The sequence below is a fragment of the Nocardioides gilvus genome (assembly GCF_003194605.1).
In the GTDB taxonomy this organism is placed as follows: Bacteria; Actinomycetota; Actinomycetes; order Propionibacteriales; family Nocardioidaceae; genus Nocardioides; species Nocardioides gilvus.
In genome coordinates this window covers 206,530-231,400 of the sequence record NZ_QHKY01000004.1, presented here as the reverse complement: position 1 = coordinate 231,400, position 24,871 = coordinate 206,530, and the positions used below count along the sequence as shown (strand labels likewise).

Below are 24,871 nucleotides of genomic sequence, written 5' to 3'. Positions count from 1 at the left end.
GGCTTCGTGATGGAGTTCGACGCACTGACCGACCTGGTGGATCCTGTCGTGATCGCCGCCTTCGAGGGCTGGAACGACGCAGGTGATTCGGCCTCGTCGGTGATCGACCACCTGTGGAAGGTCTGGGACGCCACGACCGTGGGGAAGTTGGACCCGGACGACTACTACGACTTCCAGGTGAATCGTCCCCTGGTCGGCACGGACGAGCGCGGCCAGCGCACGCTGCAGTGGCACACCACCGAGATCGCGGTCGCCTCTCCCCCGGATCTGGCGCGAGACGTCATCCTGGTGCGCGGCCCCGAGCCCAACCTGCGCTGGCGCCAGTTCACGGCCGAGGTCCTGGCCGTCTGCGACGACCTGGGTGCCCAACTCCTGGTCACCCTGGGGGCGCTGCTGGCCGACACGCCGCACACCCGGCCCATCCCGGTCAGCGGCACGGCGACCACGAGTCAACTGGTGTCGCGGCTGAATCTTGAGATCTCCTCCTACGAGGGTCCCACCGGCATCAACGGCGTGATCCAGGACGCGTGTGCACGGCTGGACATCCCCGCCGTCTCCTACTGGGCGGCAGTTCCCCACTACGTGGCCCAACCGCCGTGCCCCAAGGCGACCATCGCGCTGCTCGGCCAGTTGGAGGAACTGCTGGAGACCAGCATCCCGCTCGGGGACCTGCCGGAGCAGGCGCTCCTGTGGGAGCGCGGGGTGGACGAACTCGCCGAGGAGGACGAGGACGTCGCCGACTACGTACGCGCTCTGGAGGAGACCCGCGACACCACGGATCTCCCCGAGGCCTCGGGTGAGGCGATCGCCAAGGAGTTCGAGCGCTACCTCAAGCGCCGCGACGACGACTGAGTACGCTCCGGCCCATCAGAGCGAGAGACCCAACGCGGCGTCGATGAGCTGGTGCACCTGGCGCGACGCGTCCGGATCGGTGTTGTCGGCCAGACCCGAGGTGCCGAGCGTGAGTGCCGCCCAGTCGTCGATGGCTCGTACGGCAGCTGGGGCGTCGAGGTCGTCGGCGAGGGCGTCGAGCACGGTCTTCACCACCGGCAGCGCGGGGGCGCCCGCACCCAGCGAGAGCGCCTTGCGCCAGCGTACGAGGGTGTCGACAGCACTCCAGAGCTCCGCGTCCTGCCACTCCCAGTCACTGCGGTAGTGGTGCTGCAGAAGCACGAGTCGGATCGCCATTGGGTCCACGTCACTGTTGCGGAGGTGGGAGACGAAGACCAGGTTGCCGCGCGACTTCGACATCTTCTCGCCGTCGTAGGCCACCATCCCGGCATGGGCGTAGGTCTGCGCGAACGCGGCGCCTGCGCCCACGTGCGACTGTGAGGCGCACATCTCGTGGTGGGGGAAGACCAGGTCAGAGCCTCCTGCCTGGACCTCGAAGCTCCCGCCGAGGTACTCCTGCGCGATGGCGGTGCACTCGATGTGCCAACCGGGACGACCGCGACCGAACGGGCTCTCCCAGGAAGGCTCACCCGGTCGCTCGGCCATCCAGACAATGCAGTCGAGCGGGTCCTGCTTGCCGGGCCGTTCAGGGTCGCCACCGCGCTCGGCGAAGACCGCCAGCATCTCTTCGCGCTCATAACCCGAGACCCCACCGAAGCCCGGGTCGCTGGACACGGAGAAGTAGTAGTCGTCCTCGAGCCGGTAGACCGCGCCCGCGTCACGCAGTCGTTCGATGTAGGAGATCACCAACGGGATCGACTCCACCGCTCCGACGTAGTGGGCCGGAGGGAGCACCCGCAGTGCTCGCATGTCCTGACGGAAGAGCTCGGTCTCGCGCTCGGCGAGCTCGATCCAGTCAACCTTGACCTTCGTGGCCCGTTCAAGCAGCGGATCGTCGACGTCCGTGACGTTCTGGACGTACGTGACCTCGTGCCCCGCCGCACGCCACGCCCGGTTCAGCAGGTCGAACCCGACGTAGGTGGCAGCGTGACCCATGTGGGTGGCGTCGTAGGGGGTGATGCCGCAGACGTACATCCGTGCGGCCCCTTGGGGCGTGACGTCACGAAGCTCACCGGTGGCGGTGTCGTGGATCTTGACGGGGGGCCCCGGGACGGGGAGGGCGGGGACATCCGGGGCAGACCATGCACGCATGTCGAGCAGCCTACCTAGAAGGGTGGCCAAGGGATCGCGGGCCATCGATCCGACGGGAAGGGGAACCTTCCCCGCTCGCCCAGGGAACGGCATCGTCGGATCGTCGCCTCGATCTCCTCGGTCTGCAGGTGCTCGAGCAACTCTTCGCCGAGCGCCCCCTGGAAAGCCACCTCCAGGCGGGAGAGAACCGCGATCTCGTCCTCTGTCAGTTCCTCGCCCGCCCAGCCCCACAGCACGGTGCGCAGCTTGTCCTCGCAGTGGAAGGTCAACCCGTGGTCGATGCCGAGACGTCGACCGTCGCCCATCGCCAGGACATGACCACCCTTGCGGTCGGCGTTGTTGACGATGACGTCGAAGAGTGACATCCGACGCAGCTCAGCGGTGCGCTCGTGCACGAGAGCCACGGGTCGCTCCCGACCGTCGAGGCCGTCGAGTACGTGGGCGACGTCGTCAGGAACACGGCCTGCCGGCAGCAGGTCAACCGCTGCCTGGCCGGGGTCCGGCTCGCACCAGAGCTGGACCGACCCGATGCCGTGGGGACCGTCGCGCAGCACTGTGGGGGGCACGATGTCCCACCCGGCGGCCCGGGAGACCAGGTGGCTGGCCACCTCGCGGCCGGCCAGGGTGCCGTCGGGGAAGTCCCAGAGGGGGCGTTCGCCACTGACCGGCTTGTAGGCCACCCTGGTCCCGTCCACCTCGGCCAGCAGAGTTGCGTTCGAGGCAGACATCACCCGACCGATGACGACGAGCTCTCCGCTGAGCAGGACCTCGGTGGCAGCCGAGGTCATGGGACTCGCCGGCGGAATCCGTTGGCTCGCACGCACAGGTGACCGTCGGCGTCGACCGGGTTGCCACAGAAGGGGCAGTCAGGACGTCCTGCCTCGATCACCTGGTTGGAGCGGCTGCAGAAGGCGCGCGCCTGGCCTGCTCCGAGACGTACGACGATCAGTTCCTCAGGGTCAAGGGGTTCTTCGACCTCGCCCTCCACCTGGGTCTGCGGGTCGAACTCGGCGACCGGGAAGACCTCGATGACGACCCGGTGGTCCACCGGGTCCCAGGAGAGCGTCATGGTCCCGACGCGGAACTGCTCGACGATCGGCTGCTCCAACGGGTCGCTGTCGTGCAGGCCCAAGGGAGTGATGGCCGGGACCACGCTCTCGTTGCCCGGCACCGCCATCAGTTCGTCGAGGAGCTCGTCGAGACGCGAGACCAGGGCGAGGACCTGCTGCTTCTCCAGGGCGACCGAGACGAGGTTGGTCCCCGAACGCGCCTGCAGGAAGAAGGTCCGTTGTCCGGGCTCCCCCACCGTCCCGGTGACGAAGCGCTCCGGCGGATCGAATGAGTGCACGACTGGCATGGGGACAAGCCTAGGGGTGGGCGGAAGGCGAACCGGGACCAGCACCGCCACCGGGGACCGCGTCCGTCGCCGCGGCCGGGGGTTGGACATTCAGCCAGGCGAGGTCGCCGCCGTGGGTGTTCGAGGCCATCACGAAGGGACGAGCCTGGGTGAAGCGGACCAGGCTCACAGAGGCGGGGTCCACCACGATCCTCTGGAAGTTGTCGAGGTGGGTTCCCATCGCGTCGGCGAGGATCGCCTTGATGACGTCGCCGTGACTGACGGCCACCCAGACCGCAGAGGGTCCGTGGGCTTCCTCGACCGCAGCATCCAACTCTCGGATCGCGGCCACCGCACGCGAGGCCATCGCCTGCATGGCTTCGCCCTCCGGGAAGGTCACGGCAGAGGGATGCGACTGCACGGTGGACCAGAGAGGTTCGCCAGCGAGTTCCTTGATCGGTCGGCCCTGCCATGCACCGTACCCGCACTCGGTCAGTCGCTCCTCGACCTGGAGCGCCGGTCCCTCGCTCCGGGTTGCCAGCACGGCAGCGGCTGTCTGGCGACACCGTTCGAGTGGACTCGAGTAGACCGCCGCCAGACGTACTGCGCTCAGCCTCTCACCGACGGCCTTCGCCTGCACCTCACCCGTCGCGTCCAGAAGCACGTCGGGGAGTCGCCCGGCCAGCACGCCTGCTGTGTTGGCGGTGCTGCGTCCGTGCCGCACGAGGATCACTGTTGCCATGTCGCGAGACTCTAGTGCCGCTAGCGTCACGTCCGTGATCCTCTTCGACACGACCGCCTCCCCGCTGCGGTGGCTCGGCATCGAGTCTCCGACGACCTCGGACCTCCAACGAGCCGCGCAAATGCTGGACCTCAGGGTGCCGCAACTGCACCTGGACCTCGGGCACAACCGCCGGCCAGGCCTCGTGGTCGACGCCCGGGCGATGCACCTCACGCTGCGCACCTTGAGCTACGACGACGACAGTGATGCCGTCGAGAGCGGGCAGGTGGACGTCATCACTCGGGAGTCGCGACTGGTGGTCATCCACCAGCCTGCCGCGGGGTCGTCCCTCACCCCCGGCAGGACGAGGGACGTACGTCTCCCCACGCCCGGCCCGTATCCGGACCTTGCCGACAGCTCGGTGGTCCTGGTGCGTGTGCTCGATGCCGTCGTCCAGGGGCACGAGTTCGTGATGGAGGAGCTGGCCGTGGACGTCGAGGAGATCGAGGTCTCGATCTTCAGCCCCGGGCGCACGTCGGACGCCGAGCGGATCTACCTGCTCAAGCGGGAGGTGGCCGAGGCACGGCGCGCCGCCCAACCACTGCTCGGTCCCTTGGCAGCACTCACCCAGCGTGCCGCCGACGGTGGAGAGGACGTCACCCTGGTGGCCCTGCGGACCGTGACGTCGCGGGTGCAACGCGTCGTCGAACAGGTCGAATCACTCGACCACATGCTCACCGCGGTCTTCGATGCCCACGTGGCGAAGATCTCCATTCAACAGAACGAGGACATGCGAAAGATCTCCGCCGGCGCCGCCCTGATCGTGGTCCCCACGCTGATCGCCGGCATCTACGGCATGAACTTCGACCACATGCCCGAGCTCGGGTGGACCTACGGGTACCCACTGGTCCTTGCAGCGATGGGACTGACCGTCCTGAGCATGTGGCTCGCCTTCCGCCGCTCAGGATGGTTCTGAGGCTCAGTTCCCGGTCAGGACGCCGTAGTACAGCAGCCCCATCGTGGCCAGACCGAGCGCGATCCGGTAGATGACGAACGGGGTGTACGACTTGGTCGACACGTAGCGCAGGAGCCATGCGATGGCCGCGTAACCGACGACGAACGAGACGACCGTGGCGACGATCGTCGGTCCCCAGCCGTACGCGTTGTCCCCGTTGGGGATGTCGGGCAGCGTGAAGAGGCCAGCACCGACGACGGCCGGGATAGCGAGCAGGAACGCGAACCGCGTCGCTGCCTCACGCTCGAAGCCGAGTGCACGCCCCATGGAGATGGTGGCACCCGAGCGGGAGACACCCGGGATCAAGGCCATGGCCTGTGCGAGCCCCATCAGCACGGCTTCACGCAGGCCGATGTCCTTGGTGGTCCGGCGGTTCGCGCTCAGTCGGTCGGCGATGCCGAGGACGACGCCCATCACCACGAGCATCGTGGCCACGATCCAGAGGTTGCGGAAGTCGTTCTCGATGATGTCCTTGAGGGTCACCCCCAGCAGCACGATGGGCAGCGAGCCGATGATGATGTACCAACCCATGCGGGCCTCGTGGAGACCTCGCAGCTCGGCCCGGAAGAGCGAACGGGTCCAGGTCGACCCGATGTTCCAGATGTCCTTGCGGAAGTAGATCAGCACGGCCAGCTCCGTGCCGATCTGCACCACCGCCGTGAAGGCTGCACCGGGGTCACCCCACCCGAAGAGCTCGGGGAAGATCCGCAGGTGTGCGCTGCTGGAGATGGGCAGGAACTCGGTGAGTCCCTGAATGGTTCCCAGGACGACGGCCTTCAGCAGATCCCACATGGGGAGAAACACTAAGGGCTGAACCGTGCAGCGCCGGACCCTGCCCACCTGTGACGGCGAGCCGTACGCGCTGAGGCCCGGGGCGCTGGCTAACGTGTGGCCATGCAGCAGCGCGCCGTCGGACGTACCGGCCTGAAAGTCTCCCGCCTCGGACTCGGCACCATGACGTGGGGCCGCGACACCGATGAGCACGAGGCTCGTGACCAGCTGATCGCCTTCCACGAGGCCGGGGGCACCTTGGTCGACACCGCCGCCAGCTATGGCGACGGTGCCTCGGAGTCGCTGATCGGCTCCCTGATCGGGGACGTGCTGCAACGCGAGGACGTCGTCATCGCCACCAAGGCAGGCGTCGGGCGTCGCGGCAGTGAGCGGGTGCCGGACACCTCCCGAGCCACGCTCCTGGCCAACCTCGACACGTCGCTACGGCGTCTGCGCGTCGACCACGTCGACCTCTGGCAGGTGCACGTGTGGACCGACGACACTCCCCTCGAGGAGACCTTGGCGGCGTTGGACCATGCCGTGACCTCAGGCCGCGTCTCCTACGTGGGAATCTCCAACTACACCGGGTGGCAGACGGCGCAGGCGGCCACGTGGCAGCGGGCCATCCCCGGACGTACGCCATTGGCGTCGACCCAGGTGGAGTACTCGCTGCTCAAGCGGACGTGCGAGCAAGAGGTCATCCCGGCGCTGCGGGCGATGGGAATGGGACTGTTCCCCTGGTCCCCGCTGGGGCGCGGAGTGTTGACCGGCAAGTACCGCACCGGCACGCCGACGGACTCCCGTGGCGCCTCCAACCACTTCAGCGCCTTCGTCAATCCCTACCTCGACGAGCGTGGACGCGGCATCGTCGAGGCTGTCTCCCGCGCGGCCGAAGGGCTGGGCTGGACACCTCTGGAGGTCGCCCTGGTCTGGGTGCGCGACCGCGTGGGGGTGACCGCTCCGATCGTGGGGGCTCGTACCGCTGCCCAGCTCAAGGCTGCTCTGGCCGTGGAAGGCCGGGCGCTACCACCCGAGATCATCGCGGCCCTCGACGACGTCTCCGGGGACTGACTCCTCAGATCTCGTCGAGGAACCGGTCGAACACCCGAGCGCCGAACTCCAGGGCGTCGACCGGAACCCTTTCGTCCACCCCGTGGAAGAGGGCCCCGAAGTCCAGGTCGGCGGGCAGACGCAACGGCGCGAAGCCGTACGCGGTCATCCCCAGCTTTCCGAAGTGCTTCGCGTCCGTACCGCCGCTCATCAGGTAGGGCGCCACGATCGCGTCCGGGTCCTCGGCGAGGATCGACCGGAAGATCGCAGACATCAGGTCCCCCGATGTCGGGGACTCCCAGGGCTGCTGGTGACTGATGAACTCGCGTTGCACGTGCGGCCCCAGGAGTTGGTCGAGGGTGGCGAAGAACTCGTCCTCGTAGCCCGGGAGGAACCGCCCGTCCACGTGGGCGGTGGCGTCGGTGGGGATGACGTTCACCTTGTAGCCGGCCCCGAGCATCGTCGGGTTGGCCGTGTTGCGGATGACGGCACCCAACATCCGGGTGGACGACTCGAACTCCTCGACCAAGGACTCGGCGTTCTCCGGGGTGACGGGTTGTCCTGCGATCTCCCCGACGGAGGCGAGCAGCACCTCCATCGCCGGAGTGAGGCGTACCGGCCAGGTGTACTGCCCGATCCGGGCCACCGCCGCGGCCAGCTCGGTGACCGCGTTGTCCCGGTTGATCATGGAGCCGTGTCCTGCGGTGCCCCGCGCCGTCAGCCGCATCCAGGCCATGCCCTTCTCGGCGGCCTCGATCAGGTAGATCCGCTTGCCACGGACCGTCGTGGTGAAGCCACCCACCTCCCCGATCGCCTCGGTGCAGTCGTCCAGGAGGTCGGGTCGGTCGCGCACGACGACCTCGGCACCCTTGTGTCCGCCCGCCTCCTCGTCCGCGGTGAAGCAGAGCGCGATGGGACGTTCGGGCACCCGGCCTGCCCTGGCCCGGGCGCGTACGACGGAGAGCAGCATCGCGTCGAAGTCCTTCATGTCGACCGCACCCCGACCCCACAGGTACCCGTCGGCGATCTCCGCGGCGAACGGGTCGTAGGTCCAGTCGGAGGCCTCGGCTGGCACCACGTCGAGGTGTCCGTGGATCAGGAGACCATCGCCCGTCGACCCACCCCAGCGCGCCACCACCGAGGTGCGGCCCGGCGTGGTCTCGATCATCTCGGAGCTGATCCCGACCTCGTCCAGGAGCGTGGCGACGTACTCCGCAGCCTTCCTCTCGCCAGGGCCGGAGTCGTCACCGTAGTTCGACGTGTCCATCCGGATGAGGTCCCGGCAGAGGTCCACCACCTCTGCTGCGGGGTCGTGGGAATGGGGCTCGACAGGTCCGAGCGTGGTGGGTGACATGTGCCCATCCTGACTGGCAGGTGGGCGCTTGTGAACCGGGGTCACCCCCCATTTTCTGATTGCCCAGTGCTGTTGCTACTGTTCCTCTCGTTGCTCGTCCGGGTGGCGGAATTGGTAGACGCGCTAGCTTGAGGTGCTAGTGCCCTTTAACGGGCGTGGGGGTTCAAGTCCCCCCTCGGACACAGTTGCACAAGGCGCCGTCGGCCTCTGGCCGGCGGCGCTTCTGCGTGCGTGGGAGGTATGCGCCTCTGCCCCTGCACAGGCCCACGCCGTCACCACGCGCCGCAGTTTCCCGTGCGACCCCTGGGGACTCACCACTGCCGCGGCAGTGACCGACGGAAGCGGGGCGTCACACCGCCCGCTCCAAGCCCCTTGTCCACCCATCCCGGTGCTGGGGACCTCGCCCCCGGACGGCGCTTGGGTCTGAACCGCGGCCTACGGGCCTCCACCACGCCACGCCTTCAAGATGCTCAATATGTGAGCCACCTCGGTGGCATGGCGTGAACCGGAGGGCGATCACAGCCAAGGATCGGATCACCGATACCCGGTATGCCCAGAAGGGTGAACTCGACTAGATTTCGGTCAAATCCACATGCATGTAGCGGTGACATGAATTTTCGATGCGTCATGGGCGGACTGATTGGAGCAGTAGTTGCTTGCCTAGTTCCGGTCAATGCAGCAAGCGCCACTCAGTCTGACGGAAACACTGTGCAGGGGGGCGCAACAACCTATGCCGGCCCAGGTAACAGTTATCAGGAGATGCGGTGGAACTTGAACACCCGGCGCATCAAGATCAAGGTGAAGGCCGCCTCATCACTCAACACGAGCACCTGTATTGAAGGGGCCGTGGACTGGAGAACGACAAGCGGCCACTACGACGTTCGGGTGGTACGAGTCTGTCGCCCAGGGGCAACGGAGGAGACCGATCCCGGTGGGGATGGATGCTGGCAGGAGCCCGGCAACTGGGACCGCCGCACGGTCGTTGGAATCAGAGCGGCGACAGGATCGCGCATCTCTGACAGCACTCTCCAGCAGCTCGGTGAAATTCGTGCTCCTCAGACACCTTCGGGGGAGATCTACGGGAGCTCCAATGGAAAGTCACCGAGGACCAGTGAGAACAAGGACTACTGGTCCCGGGTACGGACGTTGTATCAGGACACAAGTAGGGGCACCGTTAGTGCAACAAGACGCCAGAGCGCTGCTACGGCAAGGGCGATATCAATATTATTGTTTACAACAACTGCAATTGAAGGAATAGATCAGAGATGAGATTTAGCTCGAAGATCGCCACGCCCATTGCAGCGTTGTTATTTCTTTCTGGGTGTGGCACGGAGGCTTCGTCCCCGGCTGCAGACCGTGGGTTCACGACGGAATTGACCGAGAAGATCAGCACATGGTGGGGGTCAACGGCGGATGCAGAGGCCGGCCAAGTTCTCGCGTCGTACAGTTTGAACGGAATCACTGATTCATGCCTGGAGCAGCGTGGATATCCGAGATTTGATTGGCGAGCATCGATTTTTCCGGTCAGTAGCAGCCAGGAGTTTGCCGTGGGCGGTGTTCTTGGTGTTTTTGACTCCATGTTGTTCGCTGATGACTACGCACGAAGCCTGGAGACCGACGACATCGAGACGTTCCTCAACTCACCCCCTGAACGCAGCGAGAAGGAGATTGCCGCGGAGGACGCTTGTTTGAAAGAGTCACGGAAGAGCGATGTAAGCGATGACGAGCTCGATGCCATGAAGCTCCCGCCGGCCGTCGCCGAGCTCCGCGGGCTGTGGCAGGAGACCGTGACTGACGCTGAGTCCAGAGTCGTCAAGGCGGACGAATTCAAGTCGTGCTTCGACGAGGAGAAGTTGCCCGAGATGCGTGGACGTTCGGGCGACGAACTCGCTCACCTGGCTGACGAGGTGAAGCGCGAGATCGAGGCCGAAAAGCTCTCGCCCAAAGAGACCGTGGCCAAATTCGGTGAATGGGACTCGGCCATCACCGGCGCATTCCGCGAGTGTGCTGAGCCTTACCTGGCAGAAGTACAAAATGCCATCGACGCTGCCCACCAGCAGTTCGAGCGTGATCACGCCACGCAGATCAAGCAGGCGCAGGACGCATGGGCGTCGGTGCGTCGCGATGCCGAGAAGCTCGGCTGGTCTCCCGATGAGCCGCTCGCCGGCTACGAGCGCCAGCACGTGGGGTGAGTGCGCCAACCAATCACCCCACGCGGGTCAGGATGAACGGCGTGCCTCCTGCGGCCCGCAGCAGCGGGAGGTCGACGTACGTCATCCCGAGGAGACGTCCGTCCGGGAGCGTACGGAGTTCGTCACGCACCCACGGCCAGGGCTTACGGGTCTTCGCCGGATAGGTGACCACGACGCAGGTCTGACCGTCTGCCAGGGAGGGACCGAGGCGCAGCTCCATCGGCATCGTCTCCACCAGTCCGGACGGAGTCCGCAGCAGGTTGATGCCTGCCTCGGGGTGCCCGGCCGCTCGGATGCGCTTGCCGAACCACTTCGGGAGCCCGATCAGTCCCAGACCTGCTGGTGCCACCGCCCGGAGCGGTGCGACGAAGGATGCCTCGTGGTCGCCTTCGAGGTCGCCAAGGAGCGGCACCTCGAGGCTCGACCAGACCCGTCTGAGTCCGAGCAACGTGGTGGGGACGGCAGATGTCATCGGATCTCCTCAGGGACGACCGGTTGCCCGGTCACGGGGGTGCGTCCAGTGGTGCGTCCAGCGCCGCCGGATGGCTCGGGCGCGGGGAAGAGCGTGCAGAAGCGCTCTGCCAGGGCGGTGATCGTCAGGGACGGGTTGACCCCCAGGTTGGCCGGGATGACGCTCGCGTCGGCGACGTAGAGGCCGGGGTGTCCGAACACCTCGTGCGACGCGTCGACCACACCGTCGTCGGCAGAGCTGCCCATCACCGCGCCGCCGAGGATGTGCGCGGTCACCGACAACCCACCCACCGACTCGCCGAGCAGGTTCAACGGGCGGCCCCCGGAGGAGTCCGCGAAGGCTTGCGTCACCGCGTTGGCGATCGGCAGGTTGCTGGGCGGACGGGTGCCGTCGACGAGCCGGGACCTGAGCGCCCTGCGCCACGGACGCCAGGGAGAACGCCGGAAGTCCAGCGCCAGCGAACTGTCGTGCTGCTGCATCGTGGTCAGCACGGTCAGGCGGCGCAGGAAGTCCTTGGCACCGATCACCCGCGCCTGGGTGAGCGGACGGGCGAGAAGCTGCCCCAGCACCCGGCGGGCGCGACGGGCCGGCACGTCGTCGTCGACCATCGGCCCGAGCTGGGCCCGCATGTGCCAGCCGCCCATGTACCTGTTCTGGGTGGTGTGCGTGCGGGCGTCGGGGTGGAAGTCGCTCGAGATCGTCGGTCCGTGGGAGAAGTCGTCGCCCGGGGGCTGCAGCACCGCGGTGAGCGCCTCGGAGTTGGTGCGGACCCCGTCACCCAGCCGGCGGGAGACGCCCGGCAACGTCTCCTGCTCGTCGCGGCAGCGGTACAGGAGGTCGAGGGTGCCCAGCACTCCCCCGGCCAGCACCACCCGACGAGCCCGGAGGGTGGTGGTGGCACCACGTCGCCACGGATGTCCCGCCTCCACGGCGTACCCGCCACTGGGCAGGGGACGTACGCTCCGCACCTCGTGCTCCGCACGAATGGTCGCGCCGTACTTCTCGGCGAGGTGCAGGTAGTTGCGCGTCAGCTGGTTCTTGGCCCCGTAGGGACACCCGAGCAGACACTCCCCGCAGAGGCGGCACCCCGTTCGCTCGGGCCCCTCACCCCCGAAGAAGGGGTCAGGCACCGTCTCGCCCGGACGACCGAAGTGGATCGCGACCGGGACCGGGCCGTACGTCTCCTCGGCGCCCAGAGATCGGGCAGCTGCACGGAGGTGGTCGTCGGCCGCGCCGCAGTGGGGCGCGGTGGCTCGTCCGAGCATGCCGGCGGCCACCTCGAGATGAGGCGCGAGCTCCTGCTTCCAGTCACGGCCCAAGCGGCGCATGGCAGGGGCGTCGTAGAAGTCGGCGCCCGGTTGCAGGAGCACCCCGGCCCAGACGATCGAGCCACCCCCCACGCCGGTGCCCCCGATGATGGCCATGTGTCGGAAGATGCGCTGCCAGAAGAACCCCCGCATCCCTGCGGCGGGCCCCCACAGGTAGGCACGAGGATCCGTACGTGCCCGGAGGAGGTCATCGTCGGAGAGTCGGCGCCCCTTCTCCAGGACCAGCACCCGGTGACCCGCCTCGGTGAGGCGCAGCGCGGCGACGGCACCTCCGAAGCCACTGCCCACCACGATCACATCGGCGTCGAACGTGGCGCCCCTCACATCAGTCACCGACGCAGCGTAGGCCACCGTGGCGCACTCCACGCGACAACGGGGATGTCGGCGCGTGGTGCGGGGCTGACCGGGGCCGGCAGTAGCCTATGCGCCATGACCCTGCGGATCGCCTTCGTCCCCGGTGCAACTCCCGACAAGTGGGTCAGAGCATGGCGCGAACAGTTCCGCGAGGGCATCAAGCTGATTCCGATCCGGGAGTCCGAGCAACGCGCCGCACTCGACGACGGCATGGCGGACATGGTGCTGGCTCGACTTCCCATCGACCAGGAGGGACTCTTCTGCATCCCCCTGTACGAGGAGTTGCCGGTGGTGGTCGTGGGTATCGACCACGCTGCGGCCGCCTACGACGAGCTCCCGGCCGCTGACCTGGCCGACGAGCAGTTCGTGCTGGGCGTACCCGACGGGATCGCCCCGGCAGTGGAGCAGCTGGACTTTCCCCCGATGGGGATGAAGGACGCGTTCGAGGTCGTCGCCAGCGGCACGGGAGTGGTCGTGGTCCCGATGTCGGTGGCCCGCCTGCACCAACGCAAGGACGTCACGTACGCGGTGGTCTCCGACCTTCCCACCACCCGGATGGCCCTGGCGTGGCGCAAGGAGACCGACGACGACCGGACGCAGGCGTTCGTCGCCGTGGTGCGGGGGCGCACAGCTCGCAGCTCCCGCAGCTGACTCCGGCGCTGGCCGAGGACGGGAAGGGGCGGAGCCTCAGCTCGACGCGGTGAACTCCGCCAGCCACTCCCCCAACACCTTGGCGCTGCGGTCGACCGCGGCCACCCAGTCCCAGGCGCTGTCGTCCGCGTTGTCGGAGACGTGCTTGACCAGCCGCACCTGCCGCCCGAAGTCACGCGCGACCCAGGCCACGGCGTACCCCTCCATGTCGACGAGGTGCGCGTGGCTCGCCAGGCTGCTCCTGACATCGGCATCGGTCACGAAGACGTCGCCAGAAGCAAGCGTGATCGCCTCGGGCCCGACCACGAGCCGCTCCTCCGGGTCGATGCCGAGCGCCCGGATCGCCTCAGCGCTGATGTCATGGTTGACGACCACGCCGGGTTCGAAGAGGCCGCTCAGGCCGTCACGCAGAGCGCCGGCCGTCCCGATGTTCACCACGACCAGGTCTTCGAGGTCACTGAACTCGGCCAGCGCGCGGGCGGTCCTCGCGGCGGCGGCGGTCTTGCCGACACCGGTGATGACGACCGGAAGACCCTCCGGGACGTATGCGGCCTCCGCTGCGGTGGCCGAAACCACCAGCACGGGCGGACGTGGATCTGATGTCACTGACACTCCTCGGCACGAGACGGGGGCCGGTGGATTCGGCCGCCGTCAGCCTAGGGTGGTGTCGTGCTGGAGCCCGCCCCCGACCTGTTGGACCGCGTCCTGACCGGTTTCCGGCACCTGCACGGCAGCGCCCCTGCCTGGTGCGCAAGCTCTCCCGGTCGGGTCAACGTCATCGGTGACCACACCGACTACCTCGGTGGGCTCTGCCTCCCTCTGGCGTTGCCCTACGCGACGTGGGTGGCCGCTGCTCCGCGTACGGACGGACTGCTACGCCTGACGAGCTCGGCGGGTGAGCCGTGGCAGGGCGAGGCGGGGCGGTACCTGGGCCCTACCCCGGAACGGCCCGCGGGGTGGGCGGCGTACGTGGTCGGAGCGCTGAGAGCCGTCGGGCACCGTGACGGCCTCGACCTGCACGTGGAGTCCAGTGTGCCGGTGGGGGCAGGGCTGTCGAGCTCGGCCGCACTGATCTGCGCCGTGACGACTGCAGTCACGACCCGTACGCCCGCAGAACTCGTCGGACCGAGCATCTGGGCCGAGCAGGTCTCGGTCGGCGCCCCCACCGGAGGGATGGATCAATCGGTCTCCCTGCTGGCTGCCTCTGGTCATGTCCTGGAGCTGGACTTCTCCACGGCCGGAGCGCCGACCACCCATCTGCATCCCTGGCGGCCAGGGTCAGCGGGGCTGGAGTTGCTGGTCGTCGACACCGGCACCCGCCACTCCCACGCTGACGGCGCGTTCGCCCAGCGTCGCAGTGAAGGTGAAGCTGCGCTGCGGCTCGCGGCCTCTGAGCTGGGTCTCGCCCCGGCAGCACTCCAACGACGCCGGCGTCACGTCGACTCGGAGAACCAGCGGGTGCGGGACCTGGTCGACGCCACCCACGTCAATGACTGGGACACCTGCGGGCGCCTTCTCCTCGACTCGCACACGAGTCTTCGCAACGACCACGAGGTCAGTTGTCCGGAGCTGGACACCGCAGTGTCAGCAGCGGTCTCGGCAGGGGCTCTGGGCGCCCGGATGACCGGCGGAGGGTTCGGCGGGTGCGTCATCGTGCTCTCCCCCATCGCGTTGCGCACCCAGGTCGTCGGGGCAGTACGCACCGCAGCCGCTGGCGCCGGACACCCGTCGCCCGCGTTCCTGCGCGGGGACGCCAGCGGCCCTGCCGCCCGCGTACGGGTGACAGGGCCGTCCATCACTGGGCCGTGACGGCGAAGGAGCCCAGGGCTCCTCTGCTCAGATCACTTCAACTCGGCGCTGGAGAGTCCGAGCACCCGACGCGCCACGATCAGCTGTTGGATCTGCTGGGTCCCCTCGAAGATGTCGAGGATCTTGGAGTCGCGTGACCACTTCTCCAACAACTCGTTCTCGCTGTAGCCGATGGTGCCGGCGAGTTCGACACACCCGAGCGTCACCGCCGAGCCGACTCGTCCCGCCTTCGCCTTCGACATCGAGGCCTCGAGGGAGTTGGGGATCTTGTTGTCGGCCATCCACGCGGCCTGCATGGTGAGCAGCTTGGCCCCCTCCCAGTCGGCCTCGAGAGCCAGGAACGCAGCTGCAGCTGCGCTCTGCACCTGAGCAGGACGGTCGTAGTCGATCGAGACCCCGGCCTGCTCCAGCAGGTCGCGGGTCAGGTCCAACGATGCCCGGGCACAGCCGATCGCCATGGCGGCCACCAGCGGCCGGGTGTTGTCGAAGGTGGCCATCGCCCCGCCGAAGCCGGCCTTGACGTCGATCTCCGGGGTACCGAGCAGGTTCTCGGCAGGTACGCGGCAGTCGGTGAAGGTGATCACGGCCGTGTCGGAGGCGCGAATCCCGAGCTTGTGCTCGAGGCGCTCGACCTTCATCCCCGGCGTGCCCTTCTCCACCACGAAGGACTTGATCGCCGCGCGTCCGGCAGCCTTGTCCAGGGTGGCCCACACCACGACGGCGTCGGAGCGCTCGCCGGAGGTGACGTAGATCTTCTCACCGTTGATGACGTAGTGGTCACCGTCCTTGACCGAGGTGGTCGTCAGGGCCGCCGAGTCGGAGCCCATGGACGGCTCGGTGATCGCCATCGAGGCCCAGACGGACTTGAACCGCTCCTTCTGCTCGTCGTTGGCCACCGACGCGATGGCGGCGTTGCCGAGGCCCTGGCGAGGCATCGACAGCAGCAGGGCGGTGTCACCCCAGCACATCTCGGCCACCGAGAGGATCGAGGCGAGGTTGGCGCCGTTGCGCACCTTGTTCGGATCGACCGGGCCCTTGCTGGAGACGGGCTCCGGGGCGGACGAGCTGGTGGCACCGGCGCCCTCGGACGTCCCCGACTCGGAGAGGCCGTCGATCATCGCGGCCAGCATGTCGAGCTCCTTGGGGTAGGAGTGCTCGGCACGGTCGTACTTGCGGGAGATGGGGCGGAGCATGTTCATCGCGACCTGATGGGCCTGGTCGACCAGCATCCGGTGCTTGCGCGGAGTTTCGAGATTGATCATGGTGTGGTGCCCTCAGACGAGGACGGCTCCTTCCATCAGACCGATGGCACGCAGGTCGCGGTACCACCGTTCGACCGGGTGCTCCTTGACGAAACCGTGCCCGCCGAGGAGTTGCACCCCGTCCAGACCGATCTTCATGCCCTTGTCGGCGCACAGCTTGCGGGCGAGTGCGACCTCGCGGGCGAACTCCTTGCCCTGCGAGGCGCGCGAGGCGGCCCGCCAGGTGACGAGACGCATCGCCTGGAGCTCGATGGCGATGTCGGCGACCATGAACGCGACCGACTGACGGTGCGCGATCGGTTCACCGAACGCCTCGCGCTCCTTGACGTAGACCTTCACGTAGTCGAGCACCGCCTGCGCGGTCCCGACGGCGAGCGCGCACCAGGCCAGACGTGAGAGCCGGACGCACTCGGTGTAGGCCGCACCGTCGGCGTCACCGAGCAACTCCGCGCGTGCCTCCGTCAGCGTGAGACGTGTCAGACCGGCCGCCCGTACGCCCATCGAGGGGTCAGCCTCGATCTCCAGGCCATCGGTGCTGGATGGAACGAGGAAGAGCGCGGGCTTGCCGTCGAGCAGTGCACCGACCACGAAGAGTTCCGCAGCGGCTCCGCGGGCCACGGCGGACTTGACGCCCGTGAGGGTGTAGCCGTCAGCGGTACGGGTCGCGCGGGTGGCGGGACGTAACACGTCGAAGAGCACGGTCGGCTCGGCCAGGGCCAGCGCCGCGGCCGGTACGTCGTCACCGGTGAAGGCCGGCAGGTAGCTCTGCTGCTGCTCGTCGGTCCCCCACAGGGAGATCGCGGTGGCCACCGATCCGGGTGCCAACGTGGCGACCGCCAGTCCCATGTCCCCACGGGACAGGGCCTCGGCCACCAGGGTCCCCGCCATGGCGGAACGGTGCTCGCTGATCCCGCCGAGGGCCTCGGGGACGCCCAGGATCGGCAGGCCGATCTCGTTGGCGCCCTTGAGCACTGCCTCCGAGGCAGCACAGGCGTCGTCGGCCTCGGCCGCGCTGGGTCGGAGCACCTCGGTGGCGAAGTCCGTCACGACGTCGACGAGCATCTGCTCGTCCTCGGTGGGATTGAGGTCGAAGACGCCACTGTTCGAGCTGGCCTCCTGACGCACGCCGGGGCCCGGACCGCCGCGTCGGGCGAAGGCACGCCCGGCGGCGGCTGCCGTACGGAACCCCCCGCGGGTCGCGGTGAAGACCAGTTGCTCGGCCGGCCGGCGCATTCGCGCCCGGTCGAGCAGGTCACTCTGGGCAAGCCTGTTCAAGGCCGCGACGGCGAAACCGATGGGCGCTCTGGTCTCGGTGGAGGCCAGGCCGTGGCTGCTTCCGGTGCTCCGGTGTGATGAGAACAACATGGGCACAATGTAACTGTCAGTTACACACTGCGCCACACCCTGTCCATCCCCATGTCCATCCCTCATGTCCACCCCTGATGTCCGATCTGTGCCCCGCGTAGGATCCGCGCCATGAGCACCGCCGCCCGTGAGCCCCACGGCCCCCTGCCGACCGGGGGCACGATCCGACCCATCACCCGGTGGGGAACCCCCGTCATGCACCGGCCACAGCAGCCGGTGACGGTCTTCGACGAAGCCCTCGCTGCGCTGGCCGCGGACATGGTGGCCACCATGCGAGCAGCCGATGGCGTGGGGTTGGCCGCCTGCCAGATCGGCGCTGACGTGGCGATGTTCGTCTTCGACTGCCCCGACGAGAGCGGGGAGCACACGGCTGGTGTCGTCTGCAACCCCGTCCTCACCCTGCCCCAGGGCCCCGAGCGCCAACTGGACGAGGACGAAGAGGGCTGTCTCTCCTACCCCGGAGCCTTCGTCGACTGTGCCCGTCCCGACTGGGCGAGGGTCGACGGCAGCGGCCTCACCGGGGAACCGGTCTCCTACGAGGGGGACGGGCTGTTGGCCCGCTGCCTGCAGCACGAGACCGACCACACCCTCGGCACGGTCTTCGGCGACCGGTTGTCGGACAAGGTCCGCAAGAAGCTCACCAAGGCGCACGAGAAGGCGCGTCGCAAATATGCGGCCGACTGGCCCGTGGAGTGACCGCAGCAATCTCTCGGCGCGCCTGAGCGAGCGTCGGGGTTGGTCAGCGCCGGCCCGCGATGTAGCAGGCGACGGCTGAGGCGGCTGCAACGTTGAGGGAGTCGATCCCTTCCCGCATCGGGATGATTGCTCGCCGGTCGGCCGACGACTGCCAGTGCTCCGAGAGGCCGGGTCCCTCCGACCCCAGGACCAACGCCAGTCGGTCGACGCCTGCGACGGCTTCCTCGACGGGCACTGCATCGGGGGCCAGTGTGAGGGCCACCGTGGTGAAACCTGCCTCCCGCAACGCCCCCATGGCTCCGTGCCACTCGGGCAGGCGCGTCCACGGCATCGAGAAGACAGCGCCCATCGCAACCTTCACAGCCCGGCGATAGAGCGGATCGGCGCACCGCGGTGACAGCAGCACAGCGTCGAAGCCCAGCGCCGCACCGGAGCGGAAGGCAGCCCCCACGTTGGTGTGGTCGACCAGGTCCTCGAGCACCAGCACGGAGCGTGCACCAGCCAGCACCTCGGAGACGCTCGGCAACGGCCGTCTCGCCAACGAGGCCAGCGCTCCCCGGTGCACGTGGAAGCCCGTGACCTCCTCGGCCAACTGCTCACTCACCACGAAGCACGGCGCGTCGGTGGTGGCCAGCACGTCCTGGAGGTCATCCACCCAACGCGGAGCCATCAGGAAGGAGCGTGGCGCAAAACCACCCTCGACCGCGCGACGCACCACCTTCTCACCCTCGGCCAGGAAGAGACCGTGCTCGGCCTCCATGCTCTTGCGCAGCTGCACGTCGCGCAGGTCGCGGTAGTCACTGAGCCTCGGGTCGTCAGCGGAAGTGATCTCAATGATCTCGGCCACGGATCAGCCGACCGCCCGGTAGCGCTCCGGATGGGCCACCCGGACGACTTCACCCACCACGATGATGGCGGGGGGACGTACGTCGTGGGCCACCAGATCGGTCGCCAACTCCCCCAGGGTGGAGAGGACGGTGCGTTCCGCAGGCATGGTGCCATCGACGACCACGGCGACGGGAGTGCCCGCGCCACGCCCCTCGGCGAGGAGGACCGACGCGATCGCCGGAGCATTCTCGACAGCCATCAGCATGACGAGCGTGCCCCGTAGCCCTGCCAACGCCGACCAGTTCAGCAAGGAGTCCGGATGGCCCGGCGGAAGGTGGCCGGAGATCACGGTGAACTCGTGCGCGACCCCACGGTGGGTCACCGGGATCTGAGCGATCCCCGGCACCGAGATCGAGGAGGACAGCCCAGGGATCACCGTGGTCGGCACGCCCGCTGCGCGACAGGCCTCGATCTCCTCGAAGCCACGGCCGAACACGAAGTTGTCACCGCCCTTGAACCGGATGACCCGCTTGCCGGCCAGGGCGCGCTCCACAATGACCTCGTTGATGAACTCCTGCCGGGCGCTGCGCCCCCGCGGGAGCTTGGCGACGTCGATGAGTTCCACGTCCGGGCCGAGCTGGTCCAGCAGCGCCCGGGGCGCCAGCCGGTCCGCCACCACCACGTCCGCTGAAGCCAGGGCATGGCGCGCGGCGACGGTCACCATCTCCGGGTCGCCGGGGCCACCACCCACGATCACCACACCGGGGGTTCGATCCAATGCCCCCGAAGCAGTCAGCTGCCCGTCTCGCAGTGCGGTGATGATGTCGTCGCGCAGTGCCGCGGACTGACGAGGCTCTCGGTCCCCCAGCACGGCGACGGTGACTGATCCGTGGCGACCGACAGCCGGTGTCCAGGCCGACGCCTGGGTTGCGTCGTCGCTGCGTACACAGAAGATGCGGCGTTCCTCCGCAGCCCTCGAGACCTCTGCATTGACCACGCTGTCGTCGGTGGCTGCGATGACGTACCAGGCATCGTCGAGGTCGGAGGCCGTGAAACCCCGCATCGTGAGCGTCAGTTCCGATCCCATGCCCTCGATCGCAGGGGTGACCTCGGGAGAGACCACCACAACGACCGCGCCGGCGTCGATGAGCGGAGGGATCCGGCGCTGCGCGACGTGTCCTCCACCGACGACCACGACGCGCCGTCCCTCAAGACGAAGACCAGCGGGATACGGGGCTGAACTGCTCATGACCCCATTCTCCCTGTTGCGCAGGGGTACCGGCTCCGGTGTCCTCGTACGTGGGCGGCTCAGGTGCGCCCGAGCAGCTCGGCGAACGGCGTGGGGTCCGCGAACTGCTCCTCGAGGCTGCGCCCACGCGGCGTCGCCCGGCCACCGACTCCCGAGACGAGTGCAGCCAGCTCGCGGGCAGCTCGCTCGATCCGCACGGTCAGTGCTCCACCGTCGGTGTCGCCGAAGTCCTCACTGGCGGCGAACACGGCCGTCGGAGTGGGGGTGGTCTTCAGGTAGGAGAAGAGCGGACGCATGGCGTGCTCAAGGACCAGGGAGTGCCGCGCGCTGCCCGCCGTGGCCGCCAGCACCACCGGAACACCTGCAAGGGCTTCGGGTTCCAGTACGTCGAAGAACATCTTGAAGAGCCCGGAGTAGGACGCGGAGAAGATCGGCGACACGACGATCAGGGCATCGGCGGTGACCACCTTCGCGATGGCCGTGGACAGGTCACCGGTCGGGAAACCCGTCAGCAGACGGTCGGCCAGCGCGTGGGCCAGCGGACGCAGCTCGACCACGTCCAGCTCGGCCGACGCGCCGACGTCGGCGAGCGCAGAGACAGCGGACGCCGCCAGTTGGTCGGCCAGGAGACGGGTCGACGACGGGTTGCTGAGGCCTGCCGTGACGACGGCGATCCGCAGACTCATGCTCGGGCTCCTTCGGGGACGGGCGACTGGCCGGTCACGGCGTCGGCCGGGGCGGGCACCGTGCTGTCCCGTCCGCCGCCGGCGGCAGCGACGAGGGACTGGTGGGTGGGGGCGTCGGGGACGTCCGCGGGGCGGAGGGCCGCGAACTCCTTGCGCAGGACCGGCACGACTTCCTCGCCCAGCAGGTCCAACTGCTCGAGCACGGTCTTGAGCGGGAGCCCGGCGTGGTCCATCAGCCACAACTGGCGCTGGTAGTCACCCGCGTACTCACGGAAGCCCAGGGTCTTCTCGATGACCTGCTGGGGCGACCCGACGTTCAGCGGCGTGGCCTCCACGAACTCCTCGAGCGAAGGTCCGTGGCCGTAGACGGGGGCGTTGTCGAAGTACGGGCGGAACTGGTTGACGGCGTCCTGGCTGTTCTTCGCGATGAACGCCTGTCCACCCAGCCCGACGATGGCCTGGTGAGCCTTGCCGTGCCCGTAGTGCTCGAACCGACGGCGGTACAGACCCACCATCTGTGCGGTGTGGCTGGAGGGCCAGAAGATGTGGTTGGAGAAGAAGCCGTCACCGTAGTAGGCCGCCTGCTCGGCGATCTCAGGACTGCGGATCGAGCCGTGCCAGACGAAGGGAGGCACGCCGTCGAGCGGGCGTGGGGTCGCGGTGAAGCCCTGCAGCGGGGTGCGGTGCTTGCCCTGCCAGTTCACGACGTCGTCGCGCCACAACTGGTGTAGCAGGGCGTAGTTCTCCACGGCCAGTTCGATGCCCTGACGGATGTCCTTGCCGAACCACGGGTAGACCGGTCCGGTGTTGCCCCGACCGAGCATGAGGTCCATGCGCCCGTCGGCGAGGTGCTGCAGCTGGGCGTAGTCCTCAGCGATGCGCACTGGGTCCGTCGTGGTGATCAGGGTGGTGGAGGTCGAGAGGAGGATCCGCTCGGTCAGCGCGGCCACGTAGGCCATCGTCGTGGTCGGCGACGAGGCCGTGAACGGAGGGTTGTGGTGCTGGCCGAACGCGATCACGTCCAGACCGACCTCTTCGGCCTTCTGGGCGATCGCGACCGTCGCCTTGATGCGTTCGTGCTCGGTGGGGGTGTGCCCCGTGGTCGGGTCGGTGGTGACGTCACCGACCGTGAAGATTCCGAACTGCATGGCCAACTCCTTGATTGAATGCCCAACTAGAGTCCGAACGACGTGCCCTGCGCATCTATTCCAGCACCCGTCAGCCGAGCTGTGCCCGCGGCCAGCACGACCCCGCAGGTGGCACAGTGGGCGCATGAGCCTCACCCCCGAAGAAGAGTCCCGCGTCGTGGAGTTGGCCCTGGATCTCGCGCGTACCGGGCAGACAGCTGAGCTCGCCGACTTCCTTGACCACGGAGTCCCGGCGGACCTCGTCGACGAGGACGGCAACTCCTTGCTCATGCTGGCCGCTTACCACTCACAGACCGAGACCGTCGCGATGTTGATCCGACGCGGGGCCGACGTCGACCTGCGCAACGCCCGGGACCAGTCCCCCGTCGCAGGGGCCCTCTTCAAGGGCGCGGACGACGTGGTGGAAGTGCTGAAGGGTGCCGGCGCAGATCTTGACGCCGGCACCCCCAGTGCTCGTCAGGCCGCCGAGATGTTCGGCCGCCCGCTCTGAGCCCTCAGCTCAGTCCTGCAGTGCTTCAGACAGGCTCGTTCTGCGAGTTCACGTCCGCGTCGGACGCTTCGCCTGCGCGCACGGCCGCAAGTGCCTTGGCCACACCCTCGCCGTAGGCCGGGTCAGCCAGGGTGCAGTGCTCGATGTGACGTTCGATCGAGGTCTGCGACGCACCCGCGATGTTGCGCGCGGTGTTTTCGAACAGCAACTGCTGCTTCTCCGGAGTCATGAGACGGAAGAGGTTGCCCGGCTGCTCGAAGTAGTTGTCGTCGTCCTCACGGAAATCGAAGTGGTCCGCGACCCCGCCGATCTCCTGGGCCGGGTTCTGGTGCTGCTTCGAGTCGGGCCAGTTGCCCTCGTTGTTGGGCCAGATGCCGGGCACGCCACCCTGGTTGCCGTCGATGCGCATGGCGCCGTCACGGTGGTAGGTGTTGACCGTGTGAGCGGCGGCCCGGGGGAAGTTCACGGGAATCTGGTGGTGGTTGATCCCCAGGCGGTAGCGCTGGGCGTCTCCGTAGGAGAAGAGGCGCCCCTGGAGCATCCTGTCCGGGGAGAAGGAGATGCCCGGGATCAGGTTGGCCGGGGTGAAGGCAGCCTGCTCGACGTCGGCGAAGTAGTTCTCCGCGTTGCGGTTGAGTTCGAACTCGCCGACCTCGATGAGCGGGTAGTCCTTCTTGCTCCACACCTTGGTCAGGTCGAACGGGTGGAAACGGTACGACTTGGCGTCCGCCTCCGGCATGATCTGGACGAAGAACTTCCACTTCGGGAAGTCGCCGCGCTCGATGGCGTCGAAGAGATCGCGTTGGCTCGACTCACGGTCCTCACCGACGAGCTTGGCTGCCTCGGCGTCGGAGAGGTTCTCGATGCCCTGCTGGGTGCGGAAGTGGAACTTCACCCAGGAACGCTCGCCTCCGTGGTTGATGAACGAGAAGGTGTGCGAGCCGAAGCCGTGCATGTGGCGGTAGCTCGCCGGGATGCCACGGTCGGACATGACGATCGTGACCTGGTGGAGCGCCTCGGGCAGACCCGTCCAGAACGCCCAATTGTTCTCGGCGTCGCGCAGGTTCGTGCGGGGGTCGCGCTTCACGGCGCGGTTGAGGTCGGGGAAGCGCAGCGGGTCGCGGAAGAAGAAGACCGGGGTGTTGTTGCCGACCACGTCCCAGTTGCCCTCCTCGGTGTAGAAGCGCAGCGCGAAGCCACGGATGTCACGCTCGGCGTCGGCTGCGCCACGCTCACCGGCGACGGTCGAGAACCGGGCGAACATCTCGGCCTCGTTGCCCACCTGGCTGAAGAGCTTGGCCTTGGTGTACTGGCTGATGTCGTGGGTCACGCGGAACGTACCGAAGGCGCCCGAACCCTTGGCGTGCATCCGGCGCTCCGGAATGACCTCGCGGTCGAAGTGGGCGAGCTTCTCCAGGAACCACAGGTCCTGCAGCAGCATCGGGCCGCGGGGACCGGCCGTCATGCTGTTCTCGTTGTTCGCCACCGGGGCGCCGGCCGCTGTCGTCAGCGGCGCGGAGTTCGTGGGCTTCTCGGTCATGTAAGGGCATCTCCTTGGGTGGTGGATTCTCGGGAAGTGCAGGTGGGGCATGTGCCCCAGTAGGTGACCTCGGCCTCGTCGATGACGAAGCCTCGGGCGTTGGAGGCGCTCAGGCAGGGCGCCTCGCCCACGGCGCAGTCGACGTCGGCCAACGCTCCGCAGCCGCGACAGACGACGTGGTGGTGGTTGTCGCCCACCCGACGCTCGAAGCGCGCGGGGGAACCAGCGGGCTCGATCCGACGCACGAGTCCGGCTGCGGTGAGGGCGCGCAGCACGTCGTAGACCGCCTGGGTCGACACCGTCCCGATCTGCTCACGCACGAGCCGGACCACGGCATCGGTGTCGGCGTGGGGGTGATGCTCCAACGCCTCCAGCACTGCCACCCGCGGACGGGTCACACGCAGCGCAGCGTCGCGCAGGAGCGTGCTGGTTGCGGTGGAGGACATGCGTT

The 24,871-nt window shown here is 67.9% G+C and carries 25 protein-coding genes and 1 tRNA gene; 9 read left to right on the top strand and 17 right to left on the bottom strand.

All coding sequences use genetic code 11. The features are described 5' to 3' along the window. Positions 1-9: 9 nt before the first annotated feature. A complete protein-coding gene (locus tag DNK52_RS12975) occupies positions 10-852 on the top strand; it encodes a PAC2 family protein (protein WP_204163552.1) in 843 nt (280 codons plus the stop codon). Between the two features lie 15 nt (positions 853-867). Here the strand turns inward: DNK52_RS12975 and mshC are convergent, their stop codons facing one another. Genes mshC through DNK52_RS12955 form a run of 4 tightly spaced genes read right to left on the bottom strand, consistent with a single transcriptional unit; the run spans position 868 to position 4,181 of the window. After that, positions 868-2,103 carry a cysteine--1-D-myo-inosityl 2-amino-2-deoxy-alpha-D-glucopyranoside ligase gene (gene mshC / locus DNK52_RS12970; protein WP_110241432.1) on the bottom strand — a complete coding sequence of 412 codons (1,236 nt, stop codon included), beginning with the start codon at positions 2,101-2,103 and terminating at the stop codon, positions 868-870. A gap of 14 nt (positions 2,104-2,117) precedes the next feature. Further along, positions 2,118-2,891, bottom strand: a complete 774-nt coding sequence (locus DNK52_RS12965) for an SCO1664 family protein (protein WP_110241431.1) — start codon at positions 2,889-2,891, stop codon at positions 2,118-2,120. After that, on the bottom strand, positions 2,888-3,460 hold the full coding sequence (locus tag DNK52_RS12960; protein WP_110241430.1) for a DUF3090 family protein: 573 nt from the start codon (positions 3,458-3,460) through the stop codon (positions 2,888-2,890). Before DNK52_RS12960 ends, DNK52_RS12965 begins: the two co-directional genes overlap by 4 nt. Before the next feature lie 10 nt (positions 3,461-3,470). Further along, positions 3,471-4,181 carry a histidine phosphatase family protein gene (locus tag DNK52_RS12955; protein WP_110241429.1) on the bottom strand — a complete coding sequence of 237 codons (711 nt, stop codon included), beginning with the start codon at positions 4,179-4,181 and terminating at the stop codon, positions 3,471-3,473. Positions 4,182-4,215: 34 nt separating this feature from the next. On the opposite strand from DNK52_RS12955, the gene DNK52_RS12950 reads away from it, so the two are divergent. Then, positions 4,216-5,136 carry a magnesium and cobalt transport protein CorA gene (locus DNK52_RS12950; protein ID WP_162598764.1) on the top strand — a complete coding sequence of 307 codons (921 nt, stop codon included), beginning with the start codon at positions 4,216-4,218 and terminating at the stop codon, positions 5,134-5,136. 3 nt (positions 5,137-5,139) lie between these two features. Here DNK52_RS12950 and DNK52_RS12945 read toward each other — a convergent pair whose 3' ends face one another. Then, positions 5,140-5,967, bottom strand: coding sequence for an undecaprenyl-diphosphate phosphatase (locus DNK52_RS12945; protein WP_110241427.1), 828 nt, complete (start codon positions 5,965-5,967; stop codon positions 5,140-5,142). A 102-nt stretch (positions 5,968-6,069) separates the two neighbouring features. On the opposite strand from DNK52_RS12945, the gene DNK52_RS12940 reads away from it, so the two are divergent. Further along, positions 6,070-7,017: an aldo/keto reductase gene (locus DNK52_RS12940; protein ID WP_110241426.1), complete on the top strand. Its 948-nt coding sequence runs from the start codon at positions 6,070-6,072 to the stop codon at positions 7,015-7,017. 4 nt (positions 7,018-7,021) lie between these two features. Here DNK52_RS12940 and DNK52_RS12935 read toward each other — a convergent pair whose 3' ends face one another. Further along, on the bottom strand, positions 7,022-8,350 hold the full coding sequence (locus DNK52_RS12935; RefSeq protein ID WP_110241425.1) for a M20/M25/M40 family metallo-hydrolase: 1,329 nt from the start codon (positions 8,348-8,350) through the stop codon (positions 7,022-7,024). 96 nt (positions 8,351-8,446) lie between these two features. Between DNK52_RS12935 and DNK52_RS12930 the strand changes: the two genes are divergently transcribed. Further along, positions 8,447-8,532: transfer RNA gene (locus tag DNK52_RS12930), tRNA-Leu, on the top strand. A 1,191-nt stretch (positions 8,533-9,723) separates the two neighbouring features. Continuing rightward, positions 9,724-10,542, top strand: coding sequence for a hypothetical protein (locus tag DNK52_RS12925; RefSeq protein WP_162598763.1), 819 nt, complete (start codon positions 9,724-9,726; stop codon positions 10,540-10,542). Between the two features lie 13 nt (positions 10,543-10,555). On the opposite strand, the gene DNK52_RS12920 is transcribed toward DNK52_RS12925, so the two are convergent. Together DNK52_RS12920 and DNK52_RS12915 are read right to left on the bottom strand one after the other, a co-directional pair. Continuing rightward, complete coding sequence (locus DNK52_RS12920; protein WP_110241423.1) at positions 10,556-11,014, bottom strand: hypothetical protein; 459 nt, start codon at positions 11,012-11,014, stop codon at positions 10,556-10,558. Further along, on the bottom strand, positions 11,011-12,675 hold the full coding sequence (locus tag DNK52_RS12915; RefSeq protein ID WP_110241630.1) for a GMC oxidoreductase: 1,665 nt from the start codon (positions 12,673-12,675) through the stop codon (positions 11,011-11,013). Before DNK52_RS12915 ends, DNK52_RS12920 begins: the two co-directional genes overlap by 4 nt. Before the next feature lie 96 nt (positions 12,676-12,771). Between DNK52_RS12915 and DNK52_RS12910 the strand changes: the two genes are divergently transcribed. Then, positions 12,772-13,347 carry a LysR family substrate-binding domain-containing protein gene (locus DNK52_RS12910; RefSeq protein WP_110241422.1) on the top strand — a complete coding sequence of 192 codons (576 nt, stop codon included), beginning with the start codon at positions 12,772-12,774 and terminating at the stop codon, positions 13,345-13,347. A gap of 36 nt (positions 13,348-13,383) precedes the next feature. Here DNK52_RS12910 and DNK52_RS12905 read toward each other — a convergent pair whose 3' ends face one another. Then, a complete protein-coding gene (locus DNK52_RS12905; protein WP_239455564.1) occupies positions 13,384-13,953 on the bottom strand; it encodes a nucleosidase in 570 nt (189 codons plus the stop codon). A 63-nt stretch (positions 13,954-14,016) separates the two neighbouring features. Between DNK52_RS12905 and DNK52_RS12900 the strand changes: the two genes are divergently transcribed. Then, a complete protein-coding gene (locus tag DNK52_RS12900) occupies positions 14,017-15,156 on the top strand; it encodes a galactokinase (protein ID WP_204163525.1) in 1,140 nt (379 codons plus the stop codon). Positions 15,157-15,188: 32 nt separating this feature from the next. Here the strand turns inward: DNK52_RS12900 and DNK52_RS12895 are convergent, their stop codons facing one another. Beyond that, positions 15,189-16,418 (bottom strand): acyl-CoA dehydrogenase family protein, encoded by a 1,230-nt coding sequence (locus DNK52_RS12895; protein ID WP_110241420.1) that lies wholly within the window; start codon positions 16,416-16,418, stop codon positions 15,189-15,191. Positions 16,419-16,430: 12 nt separating this feature from the next. After that, on the bottom strand, positions 16,431-17,783 hold the full coding sequence (locus DNK52_RS12890; RefSeq protein WP_204163524.1) for an acyl-CoA dehydrogenase family protein: 1,353 nt from the start codon (positions 17,781-17,783) through the stop codon (positions 16,431-16,433). A gap of 111 nt (positions 17,784-17,894) precedes the next feature. Here DNK52_RS12890 and def point away from each other — a divergent pair, with 111 nt between their 5' ends. Continuing rightward, positions 17,895-18,479 (top strand): peptide deformylase, encoded by a 585-nt coding sequence (def, locus tag DNK52_RS12885; RefSeq protein ID WP_110241419.1) that lies wholly within the window; start codon positions 17,895-17,897, stop codon positions 18,477-18,479. 43 nt (positions 18,480-18,522) lie between these two features. Here the strand turns inward: def and DNK52_RS12880 are convergent, their stop codons facing one another. Genes DNK52_RS12880 through DNK52_RS12865 form a run of 4 tightly spaced genes read right to left on the bottom strand, consistent with a single transcriptional unit; the run spans position 18,523 to position 22,390 of the window. Beyond that, positions 18,523-19,326, bottom strand: a complete 804-nt coding sequence (locus tag DNK52_RS12880) for a TrmH family RNA methyltransferase (RefSeq protein WP_110241418.1) — start codon at positions 19,324-19,326, stop codon at positions 18,523-18,525. Between the two features lie 3 nt (positions 19,327-19,329). Next, complete coding sequence (cobA, locus tag DNK52_RS12875) at positions 19,330-20,556, bottom strand: uroporphyrinogen-III C-methyltransferase (RefSeq protein WP_110241417.1); 1,227 nt, start codon at positions 20,554-20,556, stop codon at positions 19,330-19,332. A 59-nt stretch (positions 20,557-20,615) separates the two neighbouring features. Further along, positions 20,616-21,242: an FMN reductase gene (locus tag DNK52_RS12870; protein ID WP_110241416.1), complete on the bottom strand. Its 627-nt coding sequence runs from the start codon at positions 21,240-21,242 to the stop codon at positions 20,616-20,618. Then, complete coding sequence (locus tag DNK52_RS12865; protein ID WP_110241415.1) at positions 21,239-22,390, bottom strand: LLM class flavin-dependent oxidoreductase; 1,152 nt, start codon at positions 22,388-22,390, stop codon at positions 21,239-21,241. Before DNK52_RS12865 ends, DNK52_RS12870 begins: the two co-directional genes overlap by 4 nt. A 124-nt stretch (positions 22,391-22,514) precedes the next feature. On the opposite strand from DNK52_RS12865, the gene DNK52_RS12860 reads away from it, so the two are divergent. Then, entirely contained in the window at positions 22,515-22,880 is a 366-nt protein-coding gene (locus DNK52_RS12860) for an ankyrin repeat domain-containing protein (protein WP_110241414.1), read from the top strand. Positions 22,881-22,905: 25 nt separating this feature from the next. Here DNK52_RS12860 and DNK52_RS12855 read toward each other — a convergent pair whose 3' ends face one another. Both DNK52_RS12855 and DNK52_RS12850 read right to left on the bottom strand, forming a co-directional pair. Beyond that, complete coding sequence (locus DNK52_RS12855; RefSeq protein ID WP_110241413.1) at positions 22,906-24,420, bottom strand: catalase; 1,515 nt, start codon at positions 24,418-24,420, stop codon at positions 22,906-22,908. Then, positions 24,417-24,866, bottom strand: a complete 450-nt coding sequence (locus tag DNK52_RS12850) for a Fur family transcriptional regulator (RefSeq protein WP_110241412.1) — start codon at positions 24,864-24,866, stop codon at positions 24,417-24,419. Before DNK52_RS12850 ends, DNK52_RS12855 begins: the two co-directional genes overlap by 4 nt. Positions 24,867-24,871: the final 5 nt, after the last annotated feature.

Coding starts and splice junctions, on each gene's coding strand:
- DNK52_RS12975 (WP_204163552.1), top strand. CDS start 10: ATGGAGTTCGACGCACTGACCGACCTGGTGGATCCTGTCGTGATCGCC.
- mshC (WP_110241432.1), bottom strand. CDS start 2,103: ATGCGTGCATGGTCTGCCCCGGATGTCCCCGCCCTCCCCGTCCCGGGG.
- DNK52_RS12965 (WP_110241431.1), bottom strand. CDS start 2,891: ATGACCTCGGCTGCCACCGAGGTCCTGCTCAGCGGAGAGCTCGTCGTC.
- DNK52_RS12960 (WP_110241430.1), bottom strand. CDS start 3,460: ATGCCAGTCGTGCACTCATTCGATCCGCCGGAGCGCTTCGTCACCGGG.
- DNK52_RS12955 (WP_110241429.1), bottom strand. CDS start 4,181: ATGGCAACAGTGATCCTCGTGCGGCACGGACGCAGCACCGCCAACACA.
- DNK52_RS12945 (WP_110241427.1), bottom strand. CDS start 5,967: ATGTGGGATCTGCTGAAGGCCGTCGTCCTGGGAACCATTCAGGGACTC.
- DNK52_RS12940 (WP_110241426.1), top strand. CDS start 6,070: ATGCAGCAGCGCGCCGTCGGACGTACCGGCCTGAAAGTCTCCCGCCTC.
- DNK52_RS12935 (WP_110241425.1), bottom strand. CDS start 8,350: ATGTCACCCACCACGCTCGGACCTGTCGAGCCCCATTCCCACGACCCC.
- DNK52_RS12920 (WP_110241423.1), bottom strand. CDS start 11,014: ATGACATCTGCCGTCCCCACCACGTTGCTCGGACTCAGACGGGTCTGG.
- DNK52_RS12910 (WP_110241422.1), top strand. CDS start 12,772: ATGACCCTGCGGATCGCCTTCGTCCCCGGTGCAACTCCCGACAAGTGG.
- DNK52_RS12895 (WP_110241420.1), bottom strand. CDS start 16,418: ATGATCAATCTCGAAACTCCGCGCAAGCACCGGATGCTGGTCGACCAG.
- DNK52_RS12890 (WP_204163524.1), bottom strand. CDS start 17,783: ATGTTGTTCTCATCACACCGGAGCACCGGAAGCAGCCACGGCCTGGCC.
- def (WP_110241419.1), top strand. CDS start 17,895: ATGAGCACCGCCGCCCGTGAGCCCCACGGCCCCCTGCCGACCGGGGGC.
- cobA (WP_110241417.1), bottom strand. CDS start 20,556: ATGAGCAGTTCAGCCCCGTATCCCGCTGGTCTTCGTCTTGAGGGACGG.
- DNK52_RS12870 (WP_110241416.1), bottom strand. CDS start 21,242: ATGAGTCTGCGGATCGCCGTCGTCACGGCAGGCCTCAGCAACCCGTCG.
- DNK52_RS12865 (WP_110241415.1), bottom strand. CDS start 22,390: ATGCAGTTCGGAATCTTCACGGTCGGTGACGTCACCACCGACCCGACC.
- DNK52_RS12860 (WP_110241414.1), top strand. CDS start 22,515: ATGAGCCTCACCCCCGAAGAAGAGTCCCGCGTCGTGGAGTTGGCCCTG.
- DNK52_RS12855 (WP_110241413.1), bottom strand. CDS start 24,420: ATGACCGAGAAGCCCACGAACTCCGCGCCGCTGACGACAGCGGCCGGC.
- DNK52_RS12850 (WP_110241412.1), bottom strand. CDS start 24,866: ATGTCCTCCACCGCAACCAGCACGCTCCTGCGCGACGCTGCGCTGCGT.